General features: G+C 46.0%; 16 protein-coding genes and 1 pseudogene. 9 read left to right on the top strand and 8 right to left on the bottom strand.

The features are described 5' to 3' along the window. Window positions 1-27: 27 nt before the first annotated feature. Both pbpC and QM717_RS02675 read left to right on the top strand, forming a co-directional pair. Window positions 28-2400, top strand: a complete 2373-nt coding sequence (pbpC, locus tag QM717_RS02680) for a penicillin-binding protein 1C (RefSeq protein WP_415034568.1) — start codon at window positions 28-30, stop codon at window positions 2398-2400. A 45-nt stretch (window positions 2401-2445) separates the two neighbouring features. Next, complete coding sequence (locus QM717_RS02675) at window positions 2446-4836, top strand: T9SS type A sorting domain-containing protein (protein ID WP_415034566.1); 2391 nt, start codon at window positions 2446-2448, stop codon at window positions 4834-4836. 227 nt (window positions 4837-5063) lie between these two features. On the opposite strand, the gene QM717_RS02670 is transcribed toward QM717_RS02675, so the two are convergent. Together QM717_RS02670 and QM717_RS02665 are read right to left on the bottom strand one after the other, a co-directional pair. Next, window positions 5064-6608, bottom strand: a complete 1545-nt coding sequence (locus QM717_RS02670) for an Rne/Rng family ribonuclease (protein ID WP_415034564.1) — start codon at window positions 6606-6608, stop codon at window positions 5064-5066. Window positions 6609-7009: 401 nt separating this feature from the next. Beyond that, window positions 7010-7300, bottom strand: a complete 291-nt coding sequence (locus QM717_RS02665) for an HU family DNA-binding protein (RefSeq protein WP_091143810.1) — start codon at window positions 7298-7300, stop codon at window positions 7010-7012. A 131-nt stretch (window positions 7301-7431) separates the two neighbouring features. On the opposite strand from QM717_RS02665, the gene mutY reads away from it, so the two are divergent. Then, window positions 7432-8463: an A/G-specific adenine glycosylase gene (mutY, locus tag QM717_RS02660; RefSeq protein ID WP_415034562.1), complete on the top strand. Its 1032-nt coding sequence runs from the start codon at window positions 7432-7434 to the stop codon at window positions 8461-8463. On the opposite strand, the gene QM717_RS02655 is transcribed toward mutY, so the two are convergent. Continuing rightward, the gene (locus tag QM717_RS02655) at window positions 8460-8870 is read right to left on the bottom strand and encodes an RDD family protein (RefSeq protein WP_415034560.1); all 411 of its coding nucleotides are present in this window, start codon (window positions 8868-8870) and stop codon (window positions 8460-8462) included. The two genes, mutY and QM717_RS02655, sit on opposite strands and share 4 nt — an antisense overlap. 39 nt (window positions 8871-8909) lie before the next feature. After that, window positions 8910-9410, bottom strand: a complete 501-nt coding sequence (locus QM717_RS02650) for a hypothetical protein (RefSeq protein ID WP_415034558.1) — start codon at window positions 9408-9410, stop codon at window positions 8910-8912. A gap of 185 nt (window positions 9411-9595) precedes the next feature. Between QM717_RS02650 and QM717_RS02645 the strand changes: the two genes are divergently transcribed. From QM717_RS02645 to gldD, 3 genes are read left to right on the top strand one after another with little or no spacing between them, the layout of a single operon-like run. Further along, window positions 9596-10018: a single-stranded DNA-binding protein gene (locus QM717_RS02645; RefSeq protein WP_415034556.1), complete on the top strand. Its 423-nt coding sequence runs from the start codon at window positions 9596-9598 to the stop codon at window positions 10016-10018. 23 nt (window positions 10019-10041) lie between these two features. Beyond that, window positions 10042-11331: a gliding motility-associated protein GldE gene (locus tag QM717_RS02640; RefSeq protein WP_415034554.1), complete on the top strand. Its 1290-nt coding sequence runs from the start codon at window positions 10042-10044 to the stop codon at window positions 11329-11331. Then, on the top strand, window positions 11331-11897 hold the full coding sequence (gene gldD / locus QM717_RS02635) for a gliding motility lipoprotein GldD (RefSeq protein WP_415034552.1): 567 nt from the start codon (window positions 11331-11333) through the stop codon (window positions 11895-11897). Before QM717_RS02640 ends, gldD begins: the two co-directional genes overlap by 1 nt. A 105-nt stretch (window positions 11898-12002) precedes the next feature. Here gldD and QM717_RS02630 read toward each other — a convergent pair whose 3' ends face one another. Next, complete coding sequence (locus tag QM717_RS02630; protein ID WP_415034550.1) at window positions 12003-12527, bottom strand: heavy-metal-associated domain-containing protein; 525 nt, start codon at window positions 12525-12527, stop codon at window positions 12003-12005. Between the two features lie 118 nt (window positions 12528-12645). Between QM717_RS02630 and QM717_RS02625 the strand changes: the two genes are divergently transcribed. After that, entirely contained in the window at window positions 12646-13512 is an 867-nt protein-coding gene (locus tag QM717_RS02625) for a DMT family transporter (RefSeq protein ID WP_415034548.1), read from the top strand. A 48-nt stretch (window positions 13513-13560) separates the two neighbouring features. Here QM717_RS02625 and QM717_RS02620 read toward each other — a convergent pair whose 3' ends face one another. Then, on the bottom strand, window positions 13561-15597 hold the full coding sequence (locus tag QM717_RS02620; RefSeq protein WP_415034546.1) for a M16 family metallopeptidase: 2037 nt from the start codon (window positions 15595-15597) through the stop codon (window positions 13561-13563). 1 nt (window position 15598) lies between these two features. Further along, a pseudogene (locus tag QM717_RS02615) lies at window positions 15599-16922 on the bottom strand (M16 family metallopeptidase). A 445-nt stretch (window positions 16923-17367) separates the two neighbouring features. Here QM717_RS02615 and rplU point away from each other — a divergent pair. Further along, window positions 17368-17751 carry a 50S ribosomal protein L21 gene (rplU, locus tag QM717_RS02610; protein WP_415034544.1) on the top strand — a complete coding sequence of 128 codons (384 nt, stop codon included), beginning with the start codon at window positions 17368-17370 and terminating at the stop codon, window positions 17749-17751. Between the two features lie 18 nt (window positions 17752-17769). Continuing rightward, the gene (gene rpmA / locus QM717_RS02605) at window positions 17770-18030 is read left to right on the top strand and encodes a 50S ribosomal protein L27 (RefSeq protein ID WP_091143777.1); all 261 of its coding nucleotides are present in this window, start codon (window positions 17770-17772) and stop codon (window positions 18028-18030) included. A gap of 243 nt (window positions 18031-18273) precedes the next feature. Here the strand turns inward: rpmA and QM717_RS02600 are convergent, their stop codons facing one another. Next, the gene (locus QM717_RS02600; protein WP_415034542.1) at window positions 18274-18801 is read right to left on the bottom strand and encodes a ferritin; all 528 of its coding nucleotides are present in this window, start codon (window positions 18799-18801) and stop codon (window positions 18274-18276) included. Window positions 18802-19045 lie beyond the last annotated feature (244 nt).

Raw genomic sequence — 19045 nt, 5'->3', positions numbered from 1 at the left:
GAAAACTCAGTGAACTTTGCGGTTAGAATGAAAGCTAAAGTCTCCGCGTTTTTAAAGCGCATCCTCTTTTGGATCAAAAGCAACCGGATCAAAAGCAGCATTGCGTTTTTGATGCTGGTTGTCTATTATTTTTCGCTTCCGCGGAAATTGTTCGAGGAACCTTACGCGACTGTCATCGAAAGCCAGGAAGACGAACTGTTGGGGGCCAAAATCGCACGGGACGGGCAATGGCGTTTTCCGGCCCAAGATTCTGTTCCTGATAAATTCAAAAAATGTGTGATCTATTTCGAAGACCGGCATTTTTACCATCATCCGGGATTCAATCCGGTGGCAATGGCCAATGCCGTCAGGCAAAACAGCAGCGCGGGAAAAATTGTCCGTGGCGGCAGTACATTGACCCAACAGGTCATTCGGTTGTCGCGCAATGGACAAGGCAGGACCTATTTCGAAAAAGCCATCGAACTCCTCCTGGCCACACGATTGGAATGGCGCCATTCCAAAGATGAAATCCTCGAATTGTATGCCGCGCATGCGCCTTATGGCGGAAATGTCGTCGGTCTGGAAATGGCCTCATGGCGGTATTTTGGGGTAGAGTCGCACCAACTCTCATGGGCGGAAAGTGCAACGCTGGCGGTTTTGCCCAATGCGCCAAGCCTGATTTATCCTGGAAAAAACCAACAACGACTATTGACCAAACGCAATCGCTTATTACTCAAACTGCAACAAGAAAAGATCATCGACCGGCAAACCTACGAATTGGCCATAGCCGAACCCTTGCCGCAAAAACCCTATGACTTGCCCCAGCTAGCGCCGCATTTGCTGCAACGGATTGCCAAAAACCACGAAGGCCAACGCATCAAGACCACGATCAATCTTTCGTTGCAGAATCGCGTGAACCAGATCGCGAAATATTACTACAACCAATACCGGCAAAATGAAGTGCACAACCTTGCCATTTTGGTCGTCGATATCCAAAACCGTGACATCATCAGCTATGTGGGCAATGCGCCGACGGACAAGGAACACCAGAAAGATGTCGATGTCATTTCGGCCCCAAGAAGTACGGGCAGCATCCTCAAACCGTTGCTGTATGCCGCGATGCTCGACCAGGGCGATTTGTTGCCGAATACTTTGGTCGCCGACATCCCAACGCAGATTTCAGGCTACAAACCCGAAAATTTTAACCTGACTTTCGACGGGGCGGTTCCGGCACACCGCGCGTTGGCACGATCGCTGAACATCCCGGCGGTATTGATGCTGCAGGATTTTGGCGTCAATAAGTTTTATGAAGAACTGCAGCGTTTCAGACTCAGGGACATTTCGAAACAACCCGATCATTATGGGTTGTCGCTCATTTTGGGGGGCGCCGAAAGCAATTTATGGGATTTGTGCCGAACTTATGCCGGAATGTCCTCGACGCTCAACTATTTCAACGCGAATCAGGCAAAGTACCGTACCAAAGAATTTGCGGAATTGAATTATGTGGATGGTTTCAAAAATGATTTCGGCGCACCAAGTTTCAACAAAACCATTTTGGGTGCGGGAAGCATTTATTTGACGTATAAGGCGATGGAGGAAGTCAACCGTCCCGAAGGGGATGAAGCATGGAAATTTTACGACAGTTCGCTTAAAATTGCCTGGAAAACCGGTACAAGTTTTGGCAACCGCGATGCGTGGGCCATCGGGACGAATTCGAGGTATGTGGTTGGGATTTGGGTAGGCAATGCCACGGGCGAGGGCCGGCCCGAACTGACTGGGGTTTCAAGCGCCGCTCCGATTTTATTCGATGTGTTCAATCTGCTGCCGCGAAAACGTTGGTTTGCCGAACCACTCAACGATTTGGAAGAAGTGGATGTTTGTGCGCAAAGCGGTTACCTGGCCAAAGACGATTGTCCAAAAATCAAACAGATGATTCCATTGAAAGGAAAAACGACAGCCATCTGTCCGTACCACAAAACCATTCATTTGGACCGAACCCAGCAATACCGTGTCAACAGCAGTTGCGAAAATGTAGCAAACATTGTAACCAAAAGCTGGTTTGTTTTGCCGCCCGTGATGGAATGGTACTACAAAAGCCAGCATATCGAATACCAATTGTTGCCGCCGTACCGCGGAGATTGTATAGGGACCACTACCGGAGTGATGGATTTCATTTATCCAAAAGCCAATACCAAGATTTACCTGACCAAGAATTTCAACAGCGAGGTACAGCCCGTGGTCTTGAAGGTGGCGCATCCGCAACGCGAGAAACAGTTGTATTGGTATATCGATAATGTGTATCAGGCTACGACACAAACATTTCATGAATTGCCCATTTCACCAACAAATGGATTCCATGTCATCACCGTTGTAGATGAAAGCGGGAACGAAATCCGCAGAAGGATAGAAATTGTACGCTAGGGAATCAAAATAATTTATAAATTGCACCAAACCAAAACATTGCATATGAAAATAAAACTACTTGTTCTCAGTTTATTGTTCCTGCCGTTTGACTTTTTCGCGCAGGTGACCGCTTATCCCGTTCCGGACATCAACCAATGCGAAAATGCGGTATTCGACCTTAGCCAGCAAACCCCAATCGTTCTGGGCAACCAAGGACCTTGGCCGTCGGCCTATGAGGTCATGTATTACACTTCTCAGACAGGCGCGCAAACCGGAAGCAGCGAAGGGGCGATATCAACGATGAATTACCACAATTACACACTTGTGGGCGATAGCCAGATCATCTACATCCGTGTGATGCGGGTCAGCCCGTCTGCATCGGCAGTGACCGCTTTTACAATCCGCAACAGCTACATTCCGCCGATGGTGGGTATGCCCGATATCGTGGCCTGCGGACCAATCATTTTACCGCCGCCGGCACCCGGAACTTCTTTCAATACAGGGCCTAACGGGACGAACCCGCCGGTCGATAATCCGTTCTTTTTCACAATGTATGTGCACAACAGCAATGGCTATTGTTCGAGCGATTATCCGTTTACGATTACCAGGGTACCGCCAGGGCCTTATCCGGTACAAGATGTTTCGGCTTGCACGGCTTATGCGATTCCGTATGTCGATGGAGCATTTTACTACAACAATCCAGAAGGGACAGGGAATTATTTTGCGGCCGGGACGCCTATTACCAGTTCGATGACGTTGTATGCGATTCCGGCGGGGTCCAATAGTTGTTTCCAACCCAATTCATTCGACGTACACATCGGTACGCCCGAAGTCAATCAGCCGGCGACCCCTCTGTACGGTTGTTTTGCCGATGTCGCGGGACAATCGACCTATGATTTCCACACCAAGTTCTTTGAGATTGCGACTGCGGCCGGAAATATATTCAGCGTGCACAACTCGCAACTGGAGGCAGAAAACAACCAAAACGGGATTGATTATGAGCAGCCTTTGAACATCACGGCACCGCAAACCGTATACGTCAGGGTCAGCAATGGCGGCAACTGCTATTCGGTAGTGACGCTCGACCTGATTCCTGAGACATGTACCTCCAATACGATATATGGTTCGATTAATTTCAACCAGGACAACAACGGATGTGAACTTTCTACGATACGCGCTCCTTATACCGAGGTGATCAGAACCTTTGGCAACCGAACCTTTTCGACCTATACGGACATTGCGGGCTATTATTATTTTGAAGGGGTCCAGGAAGGCAGCAATACGCTGACCACCATTGTACCTGCCAATTTCTCGGCGTCACCAGAGAGCCAAGAAGTTGATTTGATAGGCACAGAATCTTGGGTCGATGCGGCGCCGTTCTGTTTTTCGGCTACGGGCACATTCAACGATCTTGAAATCAATCTGATTCCCGTAGGTAGCCCGAGGCCCAATGGAACCTTGTATTACAGCATGTATTTTGCCAACAAGGGAACAACGGTTTTGAGTGGTTCTGCAGTGCTTCAGTACGATGCCGCTCGCCTGACTTTTGTCGAGGCGCCTCCTGGATCGGTACAGGCACCGGGGACAGTTACGATCAATTTTACCGATTTGCAACCATTTCAGATTTGGGGTGGAAGCATGCATTTTACCGTGAATCCACAGCCGGCGGTTGTGTTGGGCGATGTGTTGACGGCAACGGCCAGCGTGACCACATCGATCGATGAAGATTTGCAAAACAATACGGCTGTGGTGTCGCAAATCGTGGTCAATTCGTATGACCCGAACGACATCATCGTACACGAAGGGGCATTCATCACCCCGGAACAAGCCGACGATTACCTGCACTACACCATTCGTTTCGAAAATGTGGGAACCGCTGAGGCCATCGATGTCTTGATCAAAAACAAACTCGACGACCGCTTGGATTGGTCGACTTTTACACCGTTGGGCAGCTCCGCTTATGGTATGCGTATCGGGCGTAGCGGTGCCGATCTTGAATTCCGGTTCGACGGGATCAACCTGCCACCGAACATGGACAATGATCCGGATTTGGTAGGATATGTGAGCTATAAAATCAAGCCGTTGCCTGGTTTGACCGTAGGGGAAGTCATCTCGAACGATGCGGCTATTTATTTTGACGATAACGCGCCGATTTTGACCAATACGGTCACGACGCAAATCGAGGCTACTTTTGGGGTCGTGGAGAATGAATTCGACACACTCAAGATTTATCCGAACCCATCGCAGGAGGTAGTAAGTATCGATTGGAAAACGAATTCGAAAACGATTGGCGTTGCCATTTACGACTTGCAAGGCAAATTGATCTTGGAATCGAACCGCGAAATGGTTTCTGGAAAAACATCGGTCGATGTGTCGAGAATCCAAACGGGGATTTATTTGATGAAAGTGACTGCCGATGGAAAATCGACGGTGAAGAAATGGGTCAAGTTGTAAGAAGAAAGACCGTTTCACTGTTAGAACCAAGACCGCTTCGCTGCTAGAACCAAGATGGGAAATGGATTCGTTTATGAGTTTGCGTGAGGGATTGCAGCAAGGTGCCGCGCACCGCGGAAAGCCCGACGGCGCATAGCGATCGTGTTTAGTATGAGGTGTTCAAGCGCCGGCACGCCCAAATGATATAAAAACAAAAAACCGCCAATCATAATGAAAGGCGGTTTTTTTTATTCTTTTATGGCATTTCCTTTATCGTCAAAGAAATGATACTCCAGATACGTGTAAGCGTCACGAGGTATGATTTTCACCCATTTCCGGTGCTCGAAAAACCATTTCGAGCGCGGTGATGGAAAACCTTTACTGAGGTAAGCAGCCACAAACGGGTGTGCGTTGAGCACCACTTTCTTGTGGGTTTTGATAATGCGTTCCAGATCGGTGTTGATCTTGTCGACAATCTGGATCGGCGCTTCGATTTCGCCGTTTCCGTTGTTCGGATCTTCTTCCCTGGTTTTGATGTTGACTTCGGGGCGGACCCTTTGTCGGGTGATCTGCACGAGACCGAATTTGCTCGGCGGCAGGATCTTGTGTTTGGCTTTATCGTCGCTCATTTCCTCGCGGAGGTGGTCGAACAGCACTTTTCTGTTGTCGGGGTTCGACATGTCGATGAAATCGATCACGATGATGCCACCCATATCGCGCAAACGCAATTGTCTGGCAATTTCAGCGGCGGCAATCATGTTGACCTCGAGCGCGGTGTCTTCCTGGTTGGTCGCCTTGTTCGAGCGGTTGCCGGAGTTGACGTCGATGACATGCAACGCTTCGGTGTGCTCGATAATCAAATAGGCGCCTTTGCTCATGGAAACGGTTTTTCCGAACGAGGTCTTGATTTGTCTCTCGATGTGGTACCTTTCAAAGATCGGGGTGTCTTTCGACTGATAAAACTTTACTATTGATTGTTTGGAAGGCGCAATCTCCATGAGATAGTCCTTGGTTTGGTAATACAACTCCTCATCGTCTATGTGGATTCCGGTAAAGGAATCGTTGAAAACATCGCGGAGTATCGAAGAAGCCCGGTTGAGCTCTCCCAATACCTTTGACGGATGATGGGCCGTTGGTAATTTTTTACACATTGCAGTCCACCTGCTTAAGAGGTTCTGCAAATCTTTTTCTAATTCGGCGGTTGACTTGCCTTCGGCTACCGTTCTGACGATAATGCCGAATCCTTTCGGTCTGATGGCCTGGACAAGTTTCTTGAGGCGGTCCTTTTCTTCGCGTGAATCGATTTTTTGCGAAACCGATGTACGGTCGGAGAAAGGCACGAGAACGATGAATCGGCCGGCCAGTGACAGCTCCGAGGAGATGCGTGGACCTTTGGTCGAAATCGGTTCCTTGACCACTTGTACCAGTACAGATTGATTGGCGCTGAGCACATCGGCTATGACCCCATTTTTGTCAATCTCTTTTTCAAACTGGAAGTTTTTTAGGGTGAAATCTTTTATTTTACCTGCGCTTACAAGTTTTAAGAATTTCAGTTGGGAAGATAAATTGGGACCGAGGTCGTGGTAATGCAAAAAGGCGTCTTTTTCGAAGCCTACGTTTACAAAAGCGGCATTGAGCCCGGCAACCGGTTTGCGGATTTTCGCGATGAAAATGTCGCCCACCTGGAAGTTGCTTTTTTCTTCTTCCTTGTGCAATTCTATTAGTTTTCCATCTTTTAATAAGGCAAAATCTACGGCTTCAGAACTCGATCTGATGATTAATTCTTTATTCACATCGTAAATTTTTATCCAAATTCAATTTTAGATTTTAGATTTTGGATTTTAGATTGTGTTGCAATCTGAAATCTGAAATCAGCCATCTGAAATCAAAAGCGGATGGATTAAACAATATTTACAGGTATTTTGTACCCGAAGGAAATGAGATTTTCGGATTTTCGGATTTTCAGATTCCCAGAAGTGATGCACTGTCTGATAATCCGATGGTCTGACGATCTTATAATCCAATCTCCAATTTCAATGAACGTTCAAAAAAGAAAAAAGTAGCATTACACTACTTTTTCTTTTTGTGGCGGTTAGCTCTCGCACGTTTTTTTCTTTTGTGCGTCGCTACCTTATGTCTTTTTCTTTTTTTACCACTTGGCATACTAAAAGGTTTAGGTGATTAGTTAATAAGATTATTTTGCTTCGTTATTCGTTTTTACGCCTTCCACAAATACTTTTGCAGGTTTGAAAGCGGGAATGTTGTGAGCAGGGATTTTAATAGTCGTGTTTTTCGAAATATTTCTTCCTGTTTTTTCAGCTCTGGTTTTGATAATAAAGCTTCCGAAACCTCTTAAGTAAACGTTGTCACCTGTCTCGAGTGAAGTTTTCACTTCATCCATGAAAGATTCTACAGTTGCCTGAACATCGCCTTTTTCAAGACCTAACTTTTCTGAAATTTTCGCTACGATATCTGCTTTCGTCATTTTCTTGCGGTATTATTAATTATTGTAAAAATTTGAGAGTGCAAATATAGGAATTAAAAATTGTAATATTCAACCTAAAACATTAAAATTTAATCACATAAACATTTAAATTTGCGAGCCAAATTTTTAACATGAATTTCACTAAAACGCTTATCGCGTGGTATTTACGGCACAAACGCGATTTGCCGTGGCGCCATACCACCCATCCCTACCACATTTGGCTGTCCGAAATCATGCTGCAGCAAACCCGTGTCGCGCAGGGAATGCCCTACTATTTTGCCTTTACTGAGGCTTTTCCTACCGTGTTCGACTTGGCCAACGCCCCCGAGGAAAAAGTGCTCAAGTTGTGGCAAGGGCTCGGTTATTATTCGCGTGCGCGCAACCTGCATAAAACCGCACAAATCGTCGCTTTTGATTTTGGTGGAAATTTTCCAAATAACTACCACGATTTATTGAAACTCAAAGGGGTAGGCGAATACACCGCGGCCGCGATCGCTTCCTTTTCCTTCAATGAAGCGGTTCCGGTGGTCGATGGCAATGTGTTTCGGGTTTTGGCGCGTTATTTTGACATCGGGACCGATATTGCCAACGCTTCGGCCAAAAAGGAATTTTCGGCGCTGGCTTTGGCATTGATGCCCAAGGACGACCCCGCTATTTTCAACCAGGCGATGATGGAATTCGGAGCGTTGCAATGCGTGCCCAAGAATCCCGATTGTGGTGTTTGCCCGATGAATTCGGGTTGCCTGGCTTTGAAACATAAAAAAGTAAACCAGCTTCCGGTCAAGTCGAAAAAGACAAAGGTCAAAAACCGCTTTTTGAATTATCTGGTAGTCGTTGATGAAAATGGGAATTCGGTCATCCAAAAAAGAACCGCAAAAGGCATTTGGCACAACCTCTACGAATTTCCACTGATTGAAACCGAAACCGAAGCCGATCTGGAGTTCGTACTCCCAAAAGTGGCCACGCTTTTTCCGCAAACGCTTTCCGTTTCAGAATCCAAAAGAGTCAACCACAAACTGACGCATCAAAACCTGAATATTGTTTTCTGGAAAATCGAGGTCGCCGGAGTGCTTGAAAACGCCATCAATTATGATGCATTGCAAACTTTTCCGTTTCCGATTGTGATCCACAATTTCATCGAACAAAACTGGAAAGACAGTTAAGGAGTACGTACCGTTTTTGATTGAGCCAACCAATCGTGAAAAGTTTGTTTGCCAAAAAGCGAATAAAGCATGGGCAGCAAAAATGAAAGGGTGACTGTTTTTAGAAACGAACGCAATATTCGGGTAGGAACCGATAAGGGTTGCCCGTTTTGTCCGATCGTTTTGAGTTTAAAAATCCTTTTTCCCAAGGTCCTGCCACCGAATGCTGCATCCGTCAATGCCAAATAGACAAAGAGGATTATAAAATAACAACTGAAACTAATGACAAATTCCCTGTTGAGCACTAGGAATGAACCTAATCTTTTGTTCAGTTCGAAAGCATCCGTAATCAAGACACAGGCAAATTGAACGACAAAGCTGTCTATTAAATAAGCCAAAATTCGTCTACCCAAATGTTCGATTTTCATTAGTTTCAGTTTTTTAAGAATGGTAAAAATACGACAAAACTATTTTTCAGGCTCAAGCGTAAGCGTAACTCTTATGTACTTTTCTTTTTTGTCGTTTTCTTCAATTTTATAAGTGTCGCTTTTGATGTAATATTGCTTGCCTTCGATGTCGTTCGCGTCACTTTTTGAAATGGTTAGCGTCGTTGGATTTTTTTCTTGGAAAATTTTTCTGGCTTCCGCTCCAAAATCGTTTAGAAATACATCGGCCACCAAACCACTGCCGCCTGTAGGCATCGTAATTTCAAAGCACGTAAAATAGGGATAATTTGTATTGTTGGCACGGCAACAAAGAATTGCAGAAGTTGAAATACTGGCGCCAAATCCTGAAATGCTGAAATTCCACTTTCGGCAAGCCTCACCCAATAGTCGGGCATCGGGTAAAGAAAGGACTTCTAAAGTGTTTAGATTGCAACGGCTATCGGTCGATGGCGGTCTGTTGAAGGCGTGCAAGGGAATTGATAGAATGGTTAACGATAAAACGGCTAATAACAAATTTTTCATGGCGTGAAGGATTTAAATTAATAGTATAAAGCATAAACAAGGTAAAAGTAACTTGCTTAATCTTAAAACACATACAGTATTTCTGTAGCAATTGTTAATTTTTACAGCCTTCAATAATCAAAAACCAAAATCTCTTTTTTTTTCAAATAATTGCTTAAATTTGGTCAAATACAATCCATACAAAAATGAGCGGAACCTTAAACAAAGTATTATTGATTGGGCATTTGGGCGATGAGGTAAAAATGCATTATTTCGATGGGGGCAACTGCATCGGAAGATTTCCGCTGGCGACCAACGAAACCTACATCAACAAAACCACCAACGAAAAAATCACCTCGACCGAATGGCACAACCTCGTGGTGCGCAACAAAGCCGCCGAGATTTGCGAGAAGTATTTGTCCAAAGGCGATAAAATTTACGTGGAAGGCCGCATCAAATCGCGCCAATGGCAGGCCGAAGACGGCTCGACCAAATACACCACCGAAATCCAGGTGACCGAATTTACGTTCCTGAGCGTCAAAAAAGAAATGGACCACAAAGGGATGTCCGACAAGACGCCCAATTTCGAATCGCAGAATCCGGCCGCTGAAAACGACATGCCGTTCTGATTGTTTAACCAACCTGTACCAATTTGGACCCTGAGCCCAGTTTACTGCAATCGATAGACACCAATTTACTGTTTGGTTTTACTGCCATTTTCATCCTGCTTGCGTGTTCCGCATTGGTTTCGGCTGCCGAAGTCGCTTTCTTTTCGCTTTCGCCGAATGATTTGACCCTTTGCGCGCAGCAACACCCCAAAAAAGCCGACATCATTTCGAAATTGCTGGAGAGGCCCAAAAAGCTACTGGCGACATTGGTCGTAGCCAATAATTTCGTCAACATCGGGATTGTCATTTTGTACGCGGCCATTGGACATGGTATTTTCGCCGCGATCGCGTCGCCGATTCTCAAATTTGCCGTCGATGTGGCCGTCGTTACCTTCGTCATTTTGTTGTTCGGGGAAGTCTTGCCGAAGATTTATGCGAACCGCAACAATGTCAAGTTTGCGTGTTTCATCGCCGGACCGTTGTCTTTTCTCGACCTGATCTTGACCCCGGTCAGCATTCCGTTGCGCAAATTGATCAATTACCTGCACAAGAAACTCGGCAAGCAAAAAACGAATTTTTCGGTCGACCAACTCTCGCAGGCTTTGGAGTTGACGTCTTCGGAAGGCACTTCCCAAAACGAACAAAAAATCCTCGAAGGCATCGTTTCTTTCGGAAATACCGATACCAAGCAGGTCATGAGCCCGCGAATCGATATCTTTGCACTCGACATCGAGGAAACATTTGCCGAAGTCATGCCCAAAATCACCGATAAGGGATTTTCGCGCATTCCGGTCTACCGCGACAACATCGACCAGATCGAAGGCGTATTGTTTGTTAAGGATTTGATTCCGTACATCAACAAAAAGGAATTCGATTGGAAAAGTTTGTTGCGCGAGCCGTTTTTCGTGCCCGAAAATAAAAAACTCGACAACCTGCTCAAGGATTTCCAGACGATGAAGAACCATTTGGCGATCGTGGTAGATGAGTACGGCGGCACCTCGGGATTGGTTTCACTCGAAGATGTGATCGAGGAAATCGTGGGCGACATCAGCGACGAATTCGACGACGAACACCTCAATTTTTCGCAGATAGACGAACGCAATTTCCTGTTCGAGGGCAAGATCAACATCAAGGATTTTTGCCGCATCATCGAGGCCGAGGAAGAAGTTTTTGAGCAACGAAAAGGCGAAGCCGAAACGTTGGCCGGGTTCATTCTCGAAATATTGGGCAATTTCCCCAAAAAGGGGCAGAAAATAAATTTCGACCGCTACCGTTTTACGATTGAGGCGGTCGACAAGAAACGCGTCAAACAAATCAAGGTTACCATAGAATAATGCTTAAGAACACCATTACCATTTTTGTAGTTTCCATCGTATTGCTGTCGGTTTTTGGATGCAAAAAAGAAACGCTTCCCAAACCGTCAAGCCAATTGCGGCTCGATTATACCGAAGCCGAATACGTGCATTTCGAAAACAACTGCCCGTTTACCTTCGACATGAATTCGGATGCGATCATCAAGGGAAAACCCGATTGCAATTTCGAGATCCATTACCCGAAGATGAAGGCCACGGTGTACATCAGCTACAAACCCGTCGACAACAACATCAATATCTTGCTCAAGGACGCGCAAAAATTGACCTACGAGCACGTGATCAAAGCCGATGATATTTTGGAGCAGCCATTCATCAACCGCGACAATAAAGTCTACGGAATGTTTTACCAGGTCAACGGCAATGCGGCGACCAATGCCCAATTCTACGTAACCGACAGCACCAGACATTTCATCGACTGCTCGGTGTATTTTTATGCCAAGCCCAATTTCGATTCGGTCATGCCGGCGGCGAGCTACATCAAGAACGACATGCAGAATTTGATGGAGAGTTTGCGTTGGAAAAAATAGACCGCGTAGCCTGAAAGAACGTTTCGCTGCTAGACAAAATAAAAGAGCCAAGAATCAAGATTTACAGGTCTTGGTTCTTGGCTCTTGGTTCTTTAAGTTAAAAGATTACGCCTTTTTCTCGTCGGCTGAGCAATGCTTTTTGGCCGAGCAGCAAGCGGGTTTGGCTCCGTTTGATTCGGTAGCACAAGATTCTGTTTTCTTGGCTTTTTTCTTGTCGGCTTTCTTTTCTTTTTCCTGGTCCTGTACGTAAAGTGCCGCGTGGTTTCCGGAAGTGTTTACGTTAGAAACCTTGTAGGTTTTTCCATCGGCGGCGGCCTCTACCGTTTTAACCAATGTTTCGGGCGTTTGTTTGTTGGCGTCGAACTCGACAGTAGCCGTTTTCTTTTCAAAATCAACTTCGGCTTTTTCTACACCGTCCATTTCGGCCAATTTCTTTTCGATGGTTTTCGCACATCCGATGGCACAGGACATGCCGTCGATGTTGAAGCTGGCGGTTTCCATTTTAGCAGGCGCGTTGCTTTGGGTAGAAGCTACGGCTGTTTCCTCCTTTGGCGCGCTGTCGGTTTGCTTGCAGCTTACAAAAAATACGCCGCACACCGCCATGGCCAATAATGATTTTGTAAAATTCATAATATCAGTTTTTGAATGTTGAATGTTAAGTTTGGTCTCTCCTCGCCACAAAAATATAAAAATAATAGCGCGGTAATTCATAAAATTATTACAATTTTGGAGACTCAAATCACAACAAATGGACAACAAACAGCTCAAATGGATTTTGCTGATTATCATGGCCTTAATATGGGGCAGCTCTTTTATCCTGATCAAAAAGGGATTGATTGGGCTTGATCCTTACCAATTGGGTTCGTTGCGGATGATTTTCGCAGGAATGTTCCTGCTCGTGATCGGGTTTCGGACGCTTCCGCAGATTCCACGCGACAAATGGAAATTCATGTTCCTGACGGCGATGTTCGGGATTTTTATCCCGGCCTATTTGTTTGCGATTGCCGAGACGAAAATTGGAAGCTCGATAACGGGCGTTTTGAATTCATTGGTGCCGTTGAATTCTTTGATCCTGGGCGCACTGGTGTTTGGCCTCAATTTCAAGAGAATCCAAATCATAGGCGTGAGCATTGGTTTTCTGGGCAGCCTGATGTTGGTTTTCACCGGAAGCGATACGCAAACCACGGCCAATTTCTTTTATGTTTTTCTCGTTTTCATCGCGACGCTTTGTTATGCGCTCAATGTCAATATCGTCAAGAAATACCTGGCCGACATCGATTCGCTGACAATCGCCACGGGAAATTCAGCGGCGATGATCGTACCGGCTTTTGTGATTCTGTGCTGTACGGGCTTTTTTGAGGTGGTTCACCTGTCCAAGGTGCAACATTCGATGGCTTTTGTCTTTGTTTTGGGGCTTTTTGGAACCGGAGTCGCCAATTTGCTTTTCTTTCGATTGATCAAGATCTCGTCGACGGTTTTCGCCACTTCGGTGACTTACCTGATTCCAATCGTGGCGTTCTTTTGGGGATTGGTCGACAATGAAATGTTGTCGCCGCTGCAGTTCGTTGGTGCCTGCGTGATTTTGGTGGGCGTTTACCTGTCGAGCAAAAAATAAAAAAGACCGTCATTACAACGGTCTTTTCCTCTCTTTAACTATACTCAATTATTGAAAATCGGTGTCGGAGACACCTTCATTAATTTTAACGTCCGTGGTGGTTAGGTCGATTTCCATACCGATGTTGAGCGTCGTATGGTAAGGGATTTTGATGCCCTTGACGTCGCGGTAATCGCCCAATGCAATCATTTGCGTTACCTGCTGACCTGCCTGTTCAATGGTTTTGGATTCGGCAACTTTCAATCCCGACTTGACATCGAAATAATAAGTGCTTTTCCCATCTTTGATAACATAAGCGTCGTTGCCGTTGATGGCCTCGATGCCGTTGAGTGTTACGCCCGTCTTTTTGGCCAAGGCGAGCTCGCTGAACGGATGCGCTTCCGATTTCATCTCGACCAAGTCGTCACCGGTCAAATCTTTTCTCTGGCCCTGTACGACGGTATAAGCACCTTTGTCGTTGACGACCTGTTTCATCATCGACATGCCCATGACTTTTACCTCACGCGACATTTTTCCAGTGGTGGTTTTGGAAGTCAATTCCATTGGGGCGCCCTGTACGGTTCCTGAAGAAATCGTCAGGATCGATTTGACACCGCTCAAGGCTTTTTCGCCACCAATTGTCTTGATGTAATTGTCGAGGACGGATTTGGCGGTAACACCGGCCGGAACGGCTGCTTTGGCCACGATTTTCTCGCTTGGGTTACCGAACTTGTCAAAATAGAAAATCGGGATCTTGAGTTTCTCGAGTGCGGGCAATACTTCTGAGCCTTTTCCGGTGATGATGATGCGCGTATTGTCGATCAGGAAATATTTGTTGGCCACACGCAGGATGTCGTCGGCTGTGACCGCATTGATGCTTTTGATGTAGTTTTCGTAGAAATCGGCCGGGAGGTTCTCGGTTTCGATGTTGAGTGCATAACGCGCAATGGTTTGCGGTTTTTCGATCTGCATCACAAAACGTCCGATGTAGCCCGCCTTGATGTTCTTGAGGTTTTCCGCCGACACTTTTTCGGTACGGATGCGTTTGATTTCCTTGATGAACTCGACCACCGCGCTATCGGTTACGGCATTCCTGACCGATGACGAGGAGGAGAATTTTTTGACATATTTCCCGAAGCCTATAGTCGAACCGGCCCCGTAAGTCCAGCCATGCGCCTCGCGCAAATTCATGTTGAGGTAGCCGTTGAAATCGCCGCCGAGGATTTGATTCGCGACAATCGCGGGGAAATAATCAGGGTCGCTCATTTTGAGGTTGACCGTATTGACGAGCGAGATTTCCGATTGTACGGCGTTCGGCATATCGATAAAATTGATCTGCAGGTATTGTACATTTTTCGGGTCGTTGTACGAAAGATTCGGTGCGGAGGCATTGGTCCAGGAACCGAAGAGGTCTTCGACTTTCGGTTTGACCTCATTGAGTTCGACGTCGCCGATAATGACCAGATACGCGTTTTGCGGAACGAAATATTCCTGGTAATTGTTCTTGACGTCATTGAGCGTGACATTGTTGATGGTCTGCTCGCTCAAATATTCGCCAAACGGGTGGTTTTTTCCAAAGGCGAGTACATTTTCTACTCTCCTGGCGACCGACGGGACGCTTTTTTCTTCGGTTTTAAGTCCTTCGATCAATTTGGCTTTTTCCTTATCGAATTCTTCCTGGGTGAAGTTGGGGTTCAAGGCACCGTCGGCCATCAATTCCAGTACGCGTCCGGCGTATTTGGACAAACAGTTGGCCGTGGCCCCGTTGGAAGAATATTCCACATCGGCCCCGAGAAAATCCACTTCCTCGTTAAAAGCGTCTTTAGAAATCGTCGTGCTGCCGTTTCCGAGCAATCGGCCCACCATACTCGCCACACCTTTTTTACTGCCTTCTGCATAAGGCGCATTGTCGATATAGAGGTTGAACGAAGCGCGTGGCAATTTGTGGTTTTCCACAACCAAGACCTTGAGCCCATTGGGCAATGAAAACGTTTCAGGCTTGTTGATTTTTATCGAAGGCGCCGGTCCCTGTTTGGGTTGTGGTCTGTTTTGTGCTTGCATAATGAAGGTGAAAGACAAGCATAAAAGTAAGATTGTTTTTTTCATTTTAATTTGCTTTGTCTTTGGCTGGAACATAATCCAGGATTAGTCGTTGATTTGGATTCAAATATTTTTTCGCCACTTCGCGGATTTCCTCACGTGTGATTGAGCGGAACATGTCGATTTCGGTATTGATCAAATTGACATCGCCGTACAATAAATAATAAGTCGCCAGGTTTTCGGCTATGCCTTCCACACTCGCGTTGCTGTTGACGAATTGGTTTTCGAATTTATTCTGCAATTTCTGGTAATCCTTTTCAGAAATGAGTTCGGTTTGCAATTTGACGATTTCTTCGTCCATTTCTTTGACGAGCGATTCGGTGGTGTTTTGCCCGAGCGGCAATCCGTAAAGCACATACAAACCATAATCTTCCTGGCTCACATTGAACGCGCCGATTTGCAATGCCATTTTCTTGTCGTCGACGATTTTCTTGTACAGACGCGAACTTTTTCCATCGCTCAGAATACTTGAAATCATGTCGAGCACACGGGCGTCACGCGTTTTCATCGATGGGGTGCGGTAGGCCGCCACGACTGCCGGAATCTGTATGTTCGGATCCTGGTACTCGGCTTTGAGGGTTTGCGTAATCGGTGATTCGGTAAAGGTTTCGCGTTTGATCGCCGGGCCTTTTTTAATAGGGCCGAAATATTGCTTGATCCATTTGCGGGCCGATGCACCGTCGAAATCACCGGCTACGATGAGCACGGCGTTGTTTGGAATGTAGAATTTTTTGTTGAAGGCTTGGAATTCCTCGAGCTTGGCTGCATCGAGGTGTTCCATCGAACCGATGGTTGTCCAACGGTACGGATGCTTGAAGAACATATTTTTCTTGACCTCGGCCAAGAACTTACCGTAAGGCTGGTTGTCGTAACGCAGGCGTTTTTCTTCCTTGACGACTTCGTTTTGGGTATCGACCCCTACCTGGTTGATCACCGGGTGCATCAATCTTTCGGATTCCATCCAGAGCCCGAGTTCGAGGCTGTTTGATGGGAAAACTTCGTAATAATAAGTGCGGTCGTCAGAAGTGTTGGCATTGTTGATGCCGCCATTTCCGGTCACGATTTTCATCCAGTCGCCGCGTTTGATGTTTTGCGTGCCTTTCGAACAACAGGTGTTCGAAAAAATGGGCAAAGCCAGTTCTTTCTGGATTTTCGTCTTTGGAACCCACATGGTACATCACCGAAGTAATCACCACCGGCGCCGATGGGTCATTGTGAAGAATGACGTGCAACCCATTGTCGAGGTCGTATTCCTCAAAGTTGACTTTCTGGGCCGTAACGGTTCCGCCAAGCGTAAGTGCAGCACTCAAAGCCATTACTGTTTTTTTCATAAAAAGATTAATAATTGGTAAGTTTCGTATTGGTAATCAAACGCTAAAGTTTGTTACGCCAAATGTAAATTTTTATTCGATACCTGAACAAATAAAAACGGGCAAATATGAACAAATTCGCGCTAATTTTTCAGAGGCTTAAATTTTTAGACAGAATTGTAGTGGTTGTCTGAATAATTTGGGATTGTGCCTCGGTCTTTAGACAGTGAATGAAATGAGTTGGGAGTTTGCGTTAGGGATTGCTTCGCCAGTTCGCTTCGCTCGTGTGAGGTAAGCACCGCGGGCAGCCGATAGCCCGGGCCGTAGGCAACGCCCAAAATTCCAATATTTTACGTCTTGATTCTTGGCTCTTGGTTCTATTTTCTAAAAAAATTACGCAACGGGTTGTGTGTATAGGATTTAGTTGTATATTTGCGCTCATTTTATAAACAAATAAATCATTGTTATGTACGCAATCGTAGAGATAGCAGGGCAACAATTTAAAGTAAGCAAAGACTTAAAGGTTTATGTTCACCGTCTTTCAGGCGACGAAGGATCGAAAGTAACTTTCGACAAAGTTCTTCTCGTTGATGACAACGGAACAATCACTTTAGGCGCCCCGGCTGTAGAAGGTGCTTCAGTAGAAGCCAAAGTGTTACAACACTTAAAAGGTGAAAAAGTAATCGTTTTCAAAAAGAAAAGAAGAAAAGGATTCAAAAAGAAAAATGGTCACAGACAGTACCTTACACAAATCCAGATTTCTGGAATCACTGTAGGCGCTGCCCCTAAGAAAAAAGCTGCCGCTAAGAAAGAAGTAGCCGAAGAGACCGCAACTGAAGAAAATAATTAATTTTAAAAAGATAACGTCATGGCTCACAAAAAAGGTGTCGGTAGTTCCAAGAACGGAAGGGAATCAGAATCGAAACGTTTAGGCGTGAAGATTTACGGCGGCCAGGCTGCCATCGCTGGTAACATCATTGTTAGACAAAGAGGTTCGAAGCACAACGCTGGAGAAAATGTTTACATTTCTAAAGACCACACATTGCACGCAAAAGTGGACGGGGTTGTAAAATTCCAGAAAAAGAAAGACAACAAGTCTTACGTTTCTATCATTCCTTTCGAGGCATAAGAAACGGTCAATCCAATAAAAAAGCCCATTCGCAAGAATGGGCTTTTTGTTTTGTTTTTGGTCGGGCGTCAGGCGCTTGGATATTTTTCTTAAAAATCAACATTTGTAGGCGCCGCCGGGCTGTAGGTCCCGACGCTTCGGGACGCGGCACCTTGCTTCCATCCCTCACGCAAACCCCGTCTTTATTCAAGAGTCTTGGTTCTTGAGCACAGCGGTCTTTCTTCTAACAGCGGCAGCGGTCTTTTATTGAGCGCCACCTTTTGGGGTTCCGGCCACATTGTAAATCGTAAGCTGCTGGATGTCGCGGTCGAATAAATACAAACCGCCCTTGTCGTCGCCAATCAGGTTGATCTTGTCCAAAATCGCGCGCGCCTGCGCTTCTTCCTCGATCTGCTCGGTCACGTACCATTGCAGGAAGTTGTGCGTCGCATAATCTTTCTCCTGCAGCGTCACATCGACCAAATCATTGATTGAGGCCGAGACGAAAATCTCGTGGTCGTGCAATTCCTGGAACATCTCGCGGAAGGTATTGAACGAAACGTTCGGCGCCTTGAGTTCCGAAATGTTGGCCAGACCGCCGCGCTCGTTGATGAATTTCACCAGACGCAGCATGTGCATGCGCTCCTCGTCCGATTGTTTGTACATGAATTGCGCCACGCCTTCGAGTCCTTTGGCTTCGGCCCAACAGGCCATGGCGAGGTATATCTGTGAGGATTCTGCTTCAATCCGTACTTGCTTGTTCAGTGCTTTTTCGATAATTTGTGATAACATGGTATTGCTGTTTTGATTGTCCTATAAAATTACGCAAAATAAAGCCTCGATAATTTGTATCGGTTCTAAATTTAAGGCTTTGCGCTAGTTTAAAACGGTTATAAGTAGGGCGTGCCGGCGGTTCAGCCAAAGTGTTTTTGTCGACATTTGGTGGCCGCCGTCAGGCTGTCGCGACTCGCTTTTTTGCGGCCGAAATCCGGGCTGCAAAAAGAGCTCAAACAAACGCTCCATCCTTCACGCGGGA

Source organism: Flavobacterium sp. (assembly GCF_047602195.1).
GTDB lineage: Bacteria > Bacteroidota > Bacteroidia > Flavobacteriales > Flavobacteriaceae > Flavobacterium.
Note: the sequence above shows the minus strand (reverse complement) of the source record. Positions and strands in the feature narration are given on the sequence as shown.

Coding starts and splice junctions, on each gene's coding strand:
- QM717_RS02650 (WP_415034558.1), bottom strand. CDS start 9,410: ATGAAAAATTTGTTATTAGCCGTTTTATCGTTAACCATTCTATCAATT.
- pbpC (WP_415034568.1), top strand. CDS start 28: ATGAAAGCTAAAGTCTCCGCGTTTTTAAAGCGCATCCTCTTTTGGATC.
- QM717_RS02630 (WP_415034550.1), bottom strand. CDS start 12,527: ATGAATTTTACAAAATCATTATTGGCCATGGCGGTGTGCGGCGTATTT.
- QM717_RS02620 (WP_415034546.1), bottom strand. CDS start 15,597: ATGAAAAAAACAATCTTACTTTTATGCTTGTCTTTCACCTTCATTATG.
- rpmA (WP_091143777.1), top strand. CDS start 17,770: ATGGCTCACAAAAAAGGTGTCGGTAGTTCCAAGAACGGAAGGGAATCA.
- QM717_RS02675 (WP_415034566.1), top strand. CDS start 2,446: ATGAAAATAAAACTACTTGTTCTCAGTTTATTGTTCCTGCCGTTTGAC.
- QM717_RS02645 (WP_415034556.1), top strand. CDS start 9,596: ATGAGCGGAACCTTAAACAAAGTATTATTGATTGGGCATTTGGGCGAT.
- mutY (WP_415034562.1), top strand. CDS start 7,432: ATGAATTTCACTAAAACGCTTATCGCGTGGTATTTACGGCACAAACGC.
- QM717_RS02600 (WP_415034542.1), bottom strand. CDS start 18,801: ATGTTATCACAAATTATCGAAAAAGCACTGAACAAGCAAGTACGGATT.
- QM717_RS02665 (WP_091143810.1), bottom strand. CDS start 7,300: ATGACGAAAGCAGATATCGTAGCGAAAATTTCAGAAAAGTTAGGTCTT.
- rplU (WP_415034544.1), top strand. CDS start 17,368: ATGTACGCAATCGTAGAGATAGCAGGGCAACAATTTAAAGTAAGCAAA.
- QM717_RS02655 (WP_415034560.1), bottom strand. CDS start 8,870: ATGAAAATCGAACATTTGGGTAGACGAATTTTGGCTTATTTAATAGAC.
- QM717_RS02625 (WP_415034548.1), top strand. CDS start 12,646: ATGGACAACAAACAGCTCAAATGGATTTTGCTGATTATCATGGCCTTA.
- gldD (WP_415034552.1), top strand. CDS start 11,331: ATGCTTAAGAACACCATTACCATTTTTGTAGTTTCCATCGTATTGCTG.